Annotated in this window: 10 protein-coding genes and 1 pseudogene; 6 read left to right on the forward strand and 5 right to left on the reverse strand. The window is 67.4% G+C overall.

The window, feature by feature from the left end; all coding sequences use genetic code 11:
- Positions 1 to 28: 28 nt before the first annotated feature.
- The 4 genes from qcrB to ctaE are packed head-to-tail and all read right to left on the reverse strand — an operon-like array spanning position 29 to position 4,442.
- Positions 29 to 1,855 (reverse strand): cytochrome bc1 complex cytochrome b subunit, encoded by a 1,827-nt coding sequence (gene qcrB, locus L2X99_RS03765; RefSeq protein WP_236125013.1) that lies wholly within the window; start codon positions 1,853 to 1,855, stop codon positions 29 to 31.
- A complete protein-coding gene (gene qcrA, locus L2X99_RS03770; RefSeq protein ID WP_236125012.1) occupies positions 1,852 to 2,928 on the reverse strand; it encodes a cytochrome bc1 complex Rieske iron-sulfur subunit in 1,077 nt (358 codons plus the stop codon). The genes qcrB and qcrA overlap by 4 nt, the downstream gene beginning before the upstream one ends.
- Positions 2,929 to 2,964: 36 nt before the next feature.
- Positions 2,965 to 3,768, reverse strand: coding sequence for a cytochrome bc1 complex diheme cytochrome c subunit (qcrC, locus tag L2X99_RS03775; RefSeq protein WP_236125011.1), 804 nt, complete (start codon positions 3,766 to 3,768; stop codon positions 2,965 to 2,967).
- Between the two features lie 20 nt (positions 3,769 to 3,788).
- Entirely contained in the window at positions 3,789 to 4,442 is a 654-nt protein-coding gene (gene ctaE, locus L2X99_RS03780; RefSeq protein WP_442923495.1) for an aa3-type cytochrome oxidase subunit III, read from the reverse strand.
- Positions 4,443 to 4,671: 229 nt separating this feature from the next.
- Between ctaE and trpD the strand changes: the two genes are divergently transcribed.
- Complete coding sequence (gene trpD, locus L2X99_RS03785; RefSeq protein ID WP_236135904.1) at positions 4,672 to 5,709, forward strand: anthranilate phosphoribosyltransferase; 1,038 nt, start codon at positions 4,672 to 4,674, stop codon at positions 5,707 to 5,709.
- A gap of 12 nt (positions 5,710 to 5,721) precedes the next feature.
- Positions 5,722 to 6,708 (forward strand): PHP domain-containing protein, encoded by a 987-nt coding sequence (locus L2X99_RS03790; RefSeq protein ID WP_236125008.1) that lies wholly within the window; start codon positions 5,722 to 5,724, stop codon positions 6,706 to 6,708.
- 1 nt (position 6,709) lies between these two features.
- On the opposite strand, the gene L2X99_RS03795 is transcribed toward L2X99_RS03790, so the two are convergent.
- Positions 6,710 to 7,636, reverse strand: coding sequence for a 5'-3' exonuclease (locus L2X99_RS03795; protein ID WP_236125007.1), 927 nt, complete (start codon positions 7,634 to 7,636; stop codon positions 6,710 to 6,712).
- A 197-nt stretch (positions 7,637 to 7,833) separates the two neighbouring features.
- Here L2X99_RS03795 and rpsA point away from each other — a divergent pair, with 197 nt between their 5' ends.
- From rpsA to uvrB, 4 genes and pseudogenes are all read left to right on the forward strand, one after another.
- Positions 7,834 to 9,288, forward strand: coding sequence for a 30S ribosomal protein S1 (gene rpsA, locus L2X99_RS03800; RefSeq protein ID WP_236125006.1), 1,455 nt, complete (start codon positions 7,834 to 7,836; stop codon positions 9,286 to 9,288).
- A gap of 131 nt (positions 9,289 to 9,419) precedes the next feature.
- Positions 9,420 to 10,022, forward strand: a complete 603-nt coding sequence (gene coaE, locus L2X99_RS03805; protein WP_236125005.1) for a dephospho-CoA kinase — start codon at positions 9,420 to 9,422, stop codon at positions 10,020 to 10,022.
- A gap of 85 nt (positions 10,023 to 10,107) precedes the next feature.
- Entirely contained in the window at positions 10,108 to 10,650 is a 543-nt protein-coding gene (locus L2X99_RS03810; RefSeq protein ID WP_236125004.1) for a hypothetical protein, read from the forward strand.
- Between the two features lie 125 nt (positions 10,651 to 10,775).
- A pseudogene (gene uvrB / locus L2X99_RS03815) lies at positions 10,776 to 12,853 on the forward strand (excinuclease ABC subunit UvrB).
- Positions 12,854 to 12,904 lie beyond the last annotated feature (51 nt).

The raw sequence follows: 12,904 nt of genomic DNA on the forward strand, positions 1-12,904 counted from the left end.
CCTTGATTCCGCAGGGAGAGGAGCGAGACTACTCGCCGTCCTCGTCCTTCTTCTTGCGCGGCCGCTTGACCGGGTCGGTCGCGATGACCGAGCTCGGCGTGTTCGGAGTCTCACCGATCGGGGCATCCGTGGCCGGGGCGACCTGGCTTTCGTCGGAGACACCAGCGCGCTCGTGCGCTCCCGCGATCTCCGCCGCCTCGGTCGCATCCATCTCGGCCAGCGCGTGGTGCTGGTGGGCGTCCGCCTCTTCGATCTGCGCCTGGGTGAGCGGCTGCAGCCGATCCTCGAAGAACCAGCGCGACATCGCCGAACGCAGGTTCTGCGTCCAGGGGATGCGACCCTTCGCGTTCGGGCGGACGACCAGCGGCTCGTAGGTCTCGTAGTCGATGAGCTTCCAGCGGTCGTACACGTCGACGGGCTCGTGCACCTCGATGAACTCGCCGCCGGGGAGGCGGACGATACGACCCGACTCGTAGCCGTGCAGCACGATCTCGCGATCCTTCTTCTGCAGCGCGATGCAGATGCGCTTCGTGATGAAGTATCCGAGGATCGGTCCGAGGAAGAGCAGCGCCTGCAGGGTATGGATGACACCCTCCATCGTCAGCATGAAGTGCGTCGCGATGAGGTCGGACGACGCGGCGGCCCACAGCACGGCGTAGAAGATCACGCCGGCGACGCCGATCGCGGTGCGGGTCGCCGCGTTGCGCGGACGGTCGGCGATGTGGTGCTCGCGCTTGTCACCGGTGACCCACGCCTCGATGAAGGGGTAGATCGCGACGAGCACGATGAACAGTCCGAGCACCGCGACCGGGATCAGGATGCCGAACGACCAGGTGTGGTTCAGGAAGACCACGTCGAGGTTGGACGGAGCCAGACGCAGTGCGCCGTCGGCGAAGCCGATGTACCAGTCGGGCTGGGTACCCGCAGAGACTGGAGACGGGTCGTACGGGCCGTAGTTCCAGATCGGGTTGATCTGGAAGAGAGAGGCGATCAGCACGATAGTGCCGAAGACGATGAACAGGAAGCCGCCCATCTTCGACATGTAGACCGGCATCATCGGGTAGCCGACGACGTTCTCGTTCGTGCGGGCGGGGCCAGCGAACTGCGTGTGCTTGTTGATCACCATCAGCATCAGGTGCAGACCGACGAACGCGATCACGAGCAGCGGCAGCAGCAGGATGTGCAGCGTGTACAGGCGTCCGACGATGTCGCTGCCGGGGAACTCACCGCCGAACAGCAGGAACGAGGTCCACGTGCCGATCAGGGGAAGGCCCTTGACCATGCCGTCGATGATGCGCAGGCCGTTGCCCGAGAGCAGGTCGTCGGGGAGCGAGTAGCCGGTGAAGCCCTCGGCCATCGCCAGGATGAACAGCACGAAGCCGATCACCCAGTTCAGCTCGCGCGGCTTGCGGAACGCACCGGTGAAGAACACGCGGAGCATGTGCACGCCGATGCCGGCCACGAACACCAGCGCGGCCCAGTGGTGGATCTGCCGGACCAGCAGGCCGCCGCGCAGGTCGAAGGAGATGTGCAGCGTCGACTCGAGCGCTGCCGACATCTCGATGCCGCGCATCGGAGCGTAGGCGCCGGTGTAGTGCGTGGGCACCATCGAGGCCTGGAAGAAGAACGTCAGGAACGTGCCCGAGAGGAACACGACGACGAAGCTCCAGAGCGCGATCTCACCCAGCATGAACGACCAGTGGTCGGGGAAGATCTTGCGACCCAGCTCCTTGACGAAGCCCGACAGGCTGGTGCGCTCATCGATGTAGTTCGCGGTGGCGCCGATGAAGCGGCCGCCGAGAGGCTTCTCAGCCTTCTCGGACGAGGGCTTTTCGGTAACGGTTGCGGTGCTCAATGACGCTCCCAGAAGCTCGGACCGACGGGTTCGTGGAAATCGCTCTGCGCGACGAGGTAGCCCTCGTCGTCGACCATGATCGGCAGCTGGGGCAGCGGCCGCGCAGCAGGTCCGAAGATGACCTTGGCGTGCTCGGTCACGTCGAACTGCGACTGGTGGCACGGGCAGAGCAGGTGGTGGGTCTGCTGCTCGTACAGCGCCACCGGGCAGCCGACGTGCGTGCACACCTTGGAGTAGGCGACGATGCCGTTGTAGGACCAGTCCTTGCGGTCGTCGCTCTCGATGAGCTGCTCGGGGCGCAGGCGCATCAGCAGGACGATCGCCTTGGCCTTCTCCTCGAGCATCCCGCCGTCGTGGCCGAGTTCGGTGAGGCCCTCGGGGATGACGTGCACGGCCGAGCCGAGCGTGACGTCCGCCGCGCGGATGGGCGTGCCGTCCGGATCGCGGACCAGCTTGACGCCCTTGTCCCACATGGTCTGCTTCAGCAGCGCCACAGGGTCGCCCGCGTCGGGGTCGTCCGGCGTCGAGTGCGGAGCGAGACCGCGGAACAGCGTGACGCCCGGGATGATCGAGGCCACGACAGCGGCGATCATCGAGTTGCGGATCATCACCCGGCGGCCGAAGCCGGACTCCTCGTTCGCGTCGGCGAACGCCTTGATCGACGCCTCACGCGTCGAGTCGCGGCCGCGGGTGGGATGCCGGTACTCGATGAACTCCTTGTCGCTCATCAGGGCCTTGGACCAGTGGATGGCGCCGAGGCCGATGGCGAGCAGGGCCAGCGCGATGCCGAGACCGATGAACAGGTTGTTGTACCTGATGTCGACCAGCGCGCCGCTCTCGATCGGGAACAGCATGTAGGCGGCGACCGCCCAGATGCTGCCCGCGAGCGAGAGGTAGAAGAGGGTGTAGACCGTGCGGACCGCGGCCTTCTCGGCCTTCGGGTCCTTGTCCGTCATCCGCTCGCGATGCTGCGGAAGACCGGGGTTGTGCACGGGATCGCTGACTGCGACGCCCAGCCCCGGCGAGGGCTGGTAGGCCCTGTCGAGAGCCTGCGTGTCGTCGTCGTGTGCCATGGTGCTCCTCGTACGTTCCTCTTCAGTTGAAATGCGTCAGTTGGACTTCGCCGTGATCCACACGGTCAGCGCGACGAGGGCGCCGATCCCGAAGATCCAGATGAACAGGCCCTCGGACACGGGGCCCAGCGAACCGAGCGTGAAGCCGCCGATCTGCACCGCGTCCTGCTGGAACAGCAGCGCCGAGATGATGTCGCGCTTGTCCTCGTCGGAGAGGTTCATGTCGCCGAACACCGGCATGTTCTGCGGACCCGTGACCATGGCCGCGTACATGTGCAGGGCGCTGGTGGAGGTCAGAGCGGGCGCGTACTTGCCCTCGGTGAGCGCGCCTCCGGCCGCGGCGACGTTGTGGCACATCGCGCAGTTGATGCGGAACAGCTCGGCGCCGTGCGCGACATCGCCCTTGCCGTCGAGGATCTCGTCCTTCGGGAAGGTCGGGCCGGGGGCCACGGACTGCACGTAGGCGGCGACCGCGCGGATCTGCTCCTCGCTGAACTGCGGGTGCTTCTGCGGCGCCTGCGGGCCCTGCATCTGCAGCGGCATGCGACCGGTGGACATCTGGAACTCGACGGCCAGCTCGCCGACGCCGATCAGCGTCGGGCCGTCGCCGGTGCCCTCGAGGTTCATGCCGTGGCAGGTGGCGCAGTTCGCCTGGAACAGCTTCTGGCCGTCGTCGACGGTGAGCTCAGCCGAGGCCTGCGTCTTGGCGTCCGTCGCGGCCATGGCCGCGGATGCTCCGGCGTACACGCCACCGGTGATCAGCAGGCCGGCGCCGATCAGCGCGATGGCGGCGAACGGGCTGCGACGGCCGCGTGAGCGACGCTTCTTCTCTCGTACCATGTCGGGGATTCGCTCCGCTCTCACTTCAGGAAGTAGATGACGATGAACAGCACGATCCAGACGACGTCGACGAAGTGCCAGTAGTACGACACGACGATCGAGGAGGTCGCCTCCTTGTGCCCGAAGTTCTTGACCGCGTACGCGCGTCCGATGACGAGCAGGAACGCGATGAGGCCGCCGGTGACGTGCAGGGCGTGGAAACCGGTGGTGAGGTAGAAGGCCGAGCCGTAGGAGTCGGCCGAGATCGGCATGCCCTCCATGGTCAGCTGCGCGTACTCCCAGACCTGGCCCGACACGAAGATCGCACCCAGGACGAAGGTGACCCAGAACCACTCGACCATGCCCCAGCCGAACAGGCGGCGACGGCCGGCCGCGTTCAGCTGGCCCTTCGCGAGCCGGTAGGGCTGCAGGTCCTCGGCCGCGAACACGCCCATCTGGCAGGTGAACGACGAGAACACCAGGATCAGTGTGTTGACGAACGCGTAGGGCACGTTCAGCATCTCGGTGCGCTCACCCCAGAGTTCGGGTGAGGTGCTGCGGAGAGTGAAGTAGATCGCGAAGAGTCCCGCGAAGAACATGACTTCACTGCCGAGCCACACGATGGTGCCGACAGCTACCGGATTTGGCCGCTTGATGGTTCTTGCTGCCGGGGCATAGGTCGCTGAGGTGGTCACGGTTCCATTATGGCCGATTCGCGACGCCGATCTCGCACCATCGTCGCCCGTTTCGCCCGATCCGCACTTAGGCGAACCTAAGAACCACCTGCGAATCAGCCCGGAATCCGCGCAATCGCGCGGAGGGTGCCCGGGATGCATCGATCCGGCATCATCCGTCATCCGGTGGGGTGCACGGCGGGTGCCTCTATAGGATCGCAGCTATGGCTGACTCCTCACCTGGTCCGATCTGCTCACGACTCTTCTGGAACGACGCGACCTGAGCGTGTGGGAGTCGACGTGGGCGATGCGCCAGGTGATGCAGGGGAAGGTGTCCGAGGCCCAGCTGGCCGGATTCCTGATCGCGCTGCGCGCGAAGGGCGAGACCATCGACGAGGTCGTCGGCTTCCGCGATGCGATCCTCGAGGCCGCCGTCCCGCTGCCGGTCTCGTCCGACGTGCTCGACATCGTCGGCACCGGCGGCGACCGGATCGGCACGGTGAACGTCTCCACCACCGCGGCGATCATCATCGGCGCCCTGGGCGTGCCGGTCGTCAAGCACGGCAACAAGGCCGCGAGCTCGGCATCGGGCTCATCCGACGTGCTCGCCGCACTGGGGCTGGACCTCTCGCTCTCACCGGACCACGTCGCCGCCGTGCTGGACCGCACCGGGATCACGTTCGCGTGGGCGGGCGCCTTCCACCCCGGGTTCAAGAACGCGGGCACGACGCGAGCCGAGCTCGGCGTGCCGACGGTCTTCAACATGCTCGGCCCGCTCTGCAACCCCGCGCGGGCCGAGGCGAACGCCGTGGGCGTCGCGCAGCTCGACCGCGTTCCGCTCATCACCGGCGTCTTCCGCACCCGGGGCGCGACGGCTCTGGTGTTCCGCGGAGACGACGGTCTGGACGAGCTCACCACCACAGGGCACAGCCGCATCTGGGAGGTCGCCCGCGGGGACATCCACGAGCACGACCTGGACCCCCGCGATCTCGGCATCCCGCTCGCTGACCTGTCCGACCTGATCGGCGGCTCGCCCGCGCACAACGCCGACGTGCTGCGTCGCACCCTGGACGGCGAGAGCGGTGCGGTGCGCGACATCGTGCTCCTGAACGCCGCGGCCGGCGTCGTCGCGTTCGAGCTCTCGCGCGACGCGAGCCTCACCCAGGTGCCGATCGTCGAACGGCTGCGCGACGCATATGAGCGCGCCGCCGCCGCCGTCGACGACGGCAGGGCTGCGGCGAAGCTGAGCGAATGGGTGCGGACGACCCGCGAGCTCGCCGCCTCCTGACCGGATCACGCCGTGGACGCCGTCGCCGCACTGCTCGAGATCGCCGCTCTGCTGGAGCGGGAACGGGCGTCGCGGTACCGGGCGAAGGCGTTCCGGCAGGCGGCGTCCACGCTGCAGGACCTGCCGGATGAGGTCCGCGCCGACCCCTCCCGGCTGCGGGCGGTCAAGGGGATCGGCGAGTCGACGTTCGCCGTCATCCGACAGGCCGACGCGGGGGAGGTGCCCGACTATCTCGTCGAACTGCGCGGGTCGGTCGAGCCCGAGCGCCGATCCGCGCTGCGGGCGATGCTGCGCGGCGATCTGCACGCGCACACCGACTGGTCCGACGGCACGACGCCGATCGAGTCGATGGTCGAGGCGGCCCGAGCGCTCGGACACGAGTACTGCGCGATCACCGATCATTCGCCGCGGCTGCGGGTGGCTCGCGGGCTCTCGGCCGAGCGGCTGCGGGAGCAGATCCCGCTGGTGCGCGCACAGTCCGGGGCCGGTCTCACGGTGCTCGCCGGTATCGAGGTCGACATCCTCGACGACGGGGCGCTCGACCAGGAGGCCGGGCTGCTCGCCGAACTCGACATCGTCGTGGCATCCGTGCATTCCGGTCTGCGGATGGATGCCGCGCCGATGACCCGGCGGATGGTCGCCGCCGTCTCGAACCCGCGGGTGAACGTGCTCGGGCACTGCACCGGGCGGCTGGTGCAGGGGTCGAGGGGCACCCGGCCGCCGTCGGACTTCGATGCCAGAGCCGTCTTCTCCGCGTGCGCCGAGCACGGGGTCGCGGTCGAGATCAACTCCCGGCCGGAACGGCAGGACCCGCCTGACGAGCTGATCGCGATCGCGCTGGAGGAGGGATGCCTGTTCTCGATCGACTCAGATGCGCACGCGCCGGGGCAGCTCTCCCTGATCGATCACGGTGCGGAGCGCGCCGAGCTCGCCGGCGTGCCCGCGAGCCGCATCGTGACGACCTGGGGACTGGACCGGCTGCGCGCCTGGGCGGACTGACTCAGGCGGTCCCGGCCAGCGCCGCGAGCACACGCGTCATCGAGGCGCCGAGGTTCCAGCGCTCGGCGAGATCGTTCGCGGCATCCTGCTCGGCGGGGTCGAGCGGACGCAGGCGCGACGTCGGCACCTCGAGATCGAGGCTCCTGGCCACCTGCACGACGGCCGGTGCGATGTCGAGGTAGTCCCCGGCGTCGCGGATCCTCGCCGCGACCGACGCGCTCATTCCCTCTCCGGCATCCGCCGCCGATCTGATACCGGCGAGATCGCCGTGCTTCTGCAGCAGGGCGGCAGCGGTCTTCTCGCCGACGCCCTTCACACCGGGCAGGCCGTCCGAGGCATCCCCGCGCATCGTCGCGAAGTCGGCGTACTGGGAGGGGCGCACACCGTACTTGGCGACCACCGTCTCATCGGTGAGGATCTCGAGGTTGCTCATGCCGCGCGCTGTGTAGACGATGCGCACGCCGGCGGCGTCGTCGATGAGCTGGAACAGGTCGCGGTCGCCGGTGACGATGTCGACCGGCACGCCGGCGCGCGTGGCGAGGGTGCCGATCACGTCGTCGGCCTCGTGCTCCGCCGCGCCGACGATCGGGATGCCGAGCGCGGCGAGCGTCTCGCGGATGACGGGGATCTGCTGCTCCAGGGGGTCGGGCACCTCTTCGACGTCGGGTCCGCCGACGATCACTTCGACGACCCGGTGCGTCTTGTAGCTGGGAATGAGGTCGACGCGCCATTGCGGGCGCCAGTCGTCGTCCCAGCACGCGACGAGCTGCGTCGGACGGTAGGTCGACACCAGCTTCGCGATCATGTCGAGCAGACCGCGTGCCGCGTTGACCGACCGGCCGTCCGGGGCCCTGACGGTGTCGGGCACACCGTAGAACGCCCGGAAGTAGAGCGAAGCGGTGTCGAGCAGCATGAGGCGGTCGGTCATCGGATCAGCATCTCATGACGACGTCCGGAACCGGATGGAGGAGCCCCGGCCGATCTGGTAACCTGAAGTGTCACTCGTGGCACGCGTTCGTGTGCCTGCGTGGCAGAAATCACCTTCCATTCGCCGAAGAGCGAGAACCGGTCGTGCGCGACCGTGCTCCGAGGCCCGATCATCCATCAACAAGGACAACCCACTACATGACTAGCGCAACGACCGCCCCGGCCACCAAGCAGGTCGCGATCAACGACATCGGATCTGCCGAGGACTTCCTGGCCGCGGTCGAGAAGACTCTGAAGTTCTTCAACGACGGCGACATCATCGAGGGCACGATCGTCAAGATCGACCGCGATGAGGTTCTGCTCGACGTCGGCTACAAGACCGAGGGCGTCATCCCCTCCCGTGAGCTTTCCATCAAGCACGACGTCGACCCCAACGAGGTCGTCTCCGTCGGCGACAAGGTCGAGGCCCTCGTCCTCCAGAAGGAGGACAAGGAAGGCCGTCTGATCCTCTCCAAGAAGCGTGCGCAGTACGAGCGCGCCTGGGGAGACGTCGAGAAGATCAAGGAGAACGACGGCGTCGTGACCGGCACCGTCATCGAGGTCGTCAAGGGCGGCCTCATCGTCGACATCGGCCTGCGTGGCTTCCTCCCGGCGTCGCTCATCGAGCTGCGTCGCGTCCGCGACCTGACCCCGTACCTGGGTCAGGAGCTCGAGGCGAAGATCCTCGAGCTGGACAAGAACCGCAACAACGTCGTGCTCTCGCGCCGCGCTCTGCTCGAGCAGACGCAGTCCGAGTCGCGCACCACGTTCCTCAACAACCTGCACAAGGGTCAGGTCCGCAAGGGCGTCGTGTCGTCGATCGTGAACTTCGGTGCGTTCGTCGACCTCGGCGGTGTGGACGGCCTCGTGCACGTCTCCGAGCTGTCGTGGAAGCACATCGAGCACGCCTCCGAGGTCGTCGAGGTCGGCCAGGAGGTCACCGTCGAGATCCTCGAGGTCGACCTGGACCGCGAGCGCGTCTCGCTGTCGCTGAAGGCGACCCAGGAGGACCCGTGGCAGGTCTTCGCCCGTACCCACGCCATCGGCCAGGTCACCCCGGGCAAGGTCACCAAGCTCGTTCCGTTCGGTGCGTTCGTGCGCGTTGCGGACGGCATCGAGGGCCTCGTGCACATCTCGGAGCTCTCCAGCAAGCACGTCGAGCTGGCCGAGCAGGTCGTGTCGGTGGGTGAAGAGGTCTTCGTCAAGGTCATCGACATCGACCTCGAGCGTCGCCGCATCTCGCTGTCGCTGAAGCAGGCCAACGAGTCGGTCGACCCCTACGGCACCGAGTTCGACCCGGCCCTGTACGGCATGCTCGCCGAGTACGACGAGAACGGCGAGTACAAGTACCCCGAGGGCTTCGACGCCGAGACCGGTGCGTGGAAGGAGGGCTTCGACGCCCAGCGCGAGGCATGGGAGCAGGAGTACGCCGCTGCCCAGGCTCGCTGGGAGGCGCACAAGGCTCAGGTCATCAAGGCCGCCGAGGCCGAGGCCGCGGCCGGCGAGGACTTCGGCGGTTCGGCCTTCTCGAGCGATTCGGCCGGCGCCGGCACGCTCGCCGACGACGAGGCTCTCGCGGCTCTGCGCGAGAAGCTCTCCGGGGGCAACAGCTGATCGATCGATCGCACAGACGGAACGGGTCGTCACCTTCGGGTGGCGGCCCGTTCCGCATCTCCGGTGTCCTTCTTGCGGGTCGTTGAGCGAGCGGAGTGAGACGAAACGCGCTCAAGTGCCAGGATTGTCCCATGCCGCTCATCGCGCTCACCGGAGGCATCGCCTCGGGCAAGTCGACCATCGCCTCCCGTCTCGCCGAGCACGGCGCCGTCATCGTCGATGCCGATCAGATCGTGCGGGACGTGCAGACGGCGGGATCGCCGGTGCTCGATGAGATCGCCGCGGAGTTCGGTGACCGGATGCTGCTGCCGGACGGCTCACTGGACCGCGCGGCGCTCGGCGCCCGCGTGTTCGGCGACGAGACGGCGCTGGCCCGGCTGAACGGCATCGTGCATCCGGCGGTGAAGGCGGAGTCGGCGCACCGGTTCGCCGCCGCGTTCGCGGCGGACGGCGACGCGGTGGTCGTCTACGACGTGCCACTTCTGGTCGAGGCCCGCGTGGACGATCCCTGGGATCTGATCATCGTCGCGGATGCTCCTGCCGAGCTGCGGGTAGAAAGACTGGTCGAGCTGCGCGGCATGACCCGCGAGGCGGCGCAGGCGAGGATCGCCGCACAGGTGCCGGATGCCGCACGCCGGGCGATCGCGGACATCGTGATCGACACGGCGGGGACCTTGGAGCAGACCCTGGAGCAGGTCGACCAGGCGTGGGAGCGGATCGCCGCGTGTCAGTGAGAGCGCAGGAAGCCCTGGTATTGTGAGGCTCCGCACATACACCCGAATGTGCCACCCGGTTACGATCGCTGAGGGGTGCGACCGAATGAGTGAGCCGAAGAGCGGATTCTCCCGCCGAACCGTTCTGAAGGGTGCCGCGTGGTCGGTGCCCGTCGTCGCCGTGGCGACGGCCGTGCCGTTGGCCGCCGCGAGTGAGGCGCCGAATGACGAGGCGAACTACTTCTGGGATTCTGAGGCGACGGGAACCTTTGCGACGCTTGATCCCGCGGGTTCTGGCCTCAACGTCAGGTTCTCCACGCGAATCTCCTACGACGGTGGTAACCCATACCAGCAGCCTCCGGCGAACGGAATCATCCAGATCACTCTGGTGTTCGACCAGCCCATGACGTTGACTCAGCCCAATACTCAGGGCTGGGTGCAGGTCACACCCTCTGAAGGTGGCCTCGGACCTTCCACAACCTTTGTATTCCAGAAGACTCCGTCGAGTCAGGGAGGGGACCTCACCCTGAACATGGTCGGAGACCATGCGGGGCCTGTGAACGTAAACGGCACGATGACCCTGCTGAACGGTGGGACGACGACGTGGTCGTCCGAGGTGGCTGAGGCATCGGCGATCCTCGTAGCTTGACCTGCCCGGATCGGGGCCGCAATCTTCGGCCGGCGGCCCTGCTCTGGTGCGTTGCGGGCTGATGTCTGTCCGCATGATCGTGACACCCCGACCCCGATGTCGGCGGCCCCTCTTAGGCTAGAGGGATGCAACCCACGCGCTCGGTCCGCCCGTTCGAGGTCGTCAGCGAGTACGCGCCGGCCGGTGATCAGCCGCAGGCGATCGCCGACCTTGCCGCGCGCATCAACGCCGGTGAGACCGACGTCGTGCTGCTCGGCGCGACCGGCACCGGCAAGTCGGCGACGACGGCCTGGCTCATCGAGCAGGTGCAGCGCCCGACGCTGGTGATGGCGCACAACAAGACGCTCGCCGCGCAGCTGGCCAACGAGTTCCGCGAGCTCATGCCGAACAACGCGATCGAGTACTTCGTCAGCTACTACGACTACTACCAGCCCGAGGCGTACGTCCCGCAGACCGACACCTTCATCGAGAAGGACTCCTCGATCAACGCCGAGGTCGAGCGACTTCGGCACTCGACGACCAACTCGCTGCTCAGCAGGCGCGACGTGGTCGTGGTCTCCACGGTCTCGTGCATCTACGGCCTCGGCGCACCGGAGGAGTACCTGCGGGCGATGGTGGCTCTGCAGGTGGGGGAGCGGTACGACCGCGACGCCCTCATCCGGCAGTTCATCTCGATGCAGTACAACCGCAACGACGTCGACTTCTCGCGCGGCAACTTCCGGGTCCGCGGCGACACGATCGAGATCATCCCGGTCTACGAGGAGCACGCGATCCGGATCGAGCTGTTCGGCGACGAGATCGAGGCGCTCTACTCGCTGCATCCGCTCACCGGCGAGGTGATCGCGAAGCTCGACGCCGTGCCGATCTTCCCGGCCTCGCACTACGTGGCCGGCACCGACGTCGTGCAGCGCGCGATCGGCACGATCGAGACCGAGCTCGCCGAGCGCCTCGCCGAGCTGGAGCGGCAGGGCAAGCTGCTCGAGGCCCAGCGACTGCGCATGCGCACCACGTTCGACCTCGAGATGCTGCAGCAGCTGGGCTTCTGCAGCGGCATCGAGAACTACTCCCGGCACCTCGACGGTCGTGAGGCGGGCGAGCCGCCGCACACGCTTCTCGACTTCTTCCCCGACGACTTCCTGCTCGTCATCGACGAGTCGCACGTCACCGTCCCGCAGATCGGTGCGATGTACGAGGGGACGCCTCGCGCAAGCGCACCCTGGTCGAGCACGGCTTCCGGCTGCCGAGCGCGATGGACAACCGGCCGCTGCGATTCGACGAGTTCAAGAACCGGATCGGGCAGACCGTCTACCTGTCGGCGACCCCCGGCAAGTACGAGATGGGCATCGCCGACGGCGTGGTCGAGCAGATCATCCGGCCGACGGGCCTGGTCGATCCCGAGATCGTCGTCAAGCCGTCGAAGGGCCAGATCGACGATCTGCTCGAGGAGATCCGCATCCGGGTCGAGCGCGACGAGCGCGTTCTGGTCACGACCCTGACCAAGAAGATGGCGGAGGAGCTCACCGACTTCCTCGGCGAGCACGGTGTGAAGGTGCGGTACCTGCACTCCGACGTCGACACGCTGCGCCGCGTCGAGCTGCTCACCGAGCTGCGCGCCGGCGTGTACGACGTGCTGGTCGGCATCAACCTGTTGCGCGAGGGCCTCGACCTTCCCGAGGTGTCGCTGGTCGCGATTCTCGACGCCGACAAGGAGGGGTTCCTGCGCTCGGGCACCTCGCTCATCCAGACCATCGGTCGTGCCGCGCGAAACGTGTCGGGGCAGGTGCACATGTACGCCGACAACATGACCGACTCGATGCGCAACGCGATCGAGGAGACCGAACGGCGCCGCGAGAAGCAGGTCGCCTACAACAAGGCGAACGGCATCGATCCCCAGCCGCTGCGCAAGCGCATCGCCGACATCACCGAGGTGCTGGCACGGGAGGCGGCCGACACGGCCGATATGAAGGCCGGCCGCGGAAAGGCCGGCAAGAGCGGCAAGGGCAAGTCTCCGACGCCGAACCTGCGCCGCGAGGGCATCGCGGCCGAGGGCGCCGAGCAGCTCGAAGCCACGATCGAAGACCTCTCCGGGCAGATGCTCGCCGCTGCCGAAGAGCTGAAGTTCGAGCTCGCTGCCCGACTGCGTGACGAGGTGCAGGATCTCAAGAAGGAACTGCGCGCGATGGAGCGGGCCGGCCACGCCTGATCGGCTGCGAACCTGGAGAGGCTTCCTCCTTGCTGTGAATCACCCTTGTGA

Source organism: Microbacterium sp. KUDC0406 (assembly GCF_021582875.1).
In the GTDB taxonomy this organism is placed as follows: Bacteria; Actinomycetota; Actinomycetes; order Actinomycetales; family Microbacteriaceae; genus Microbacterium.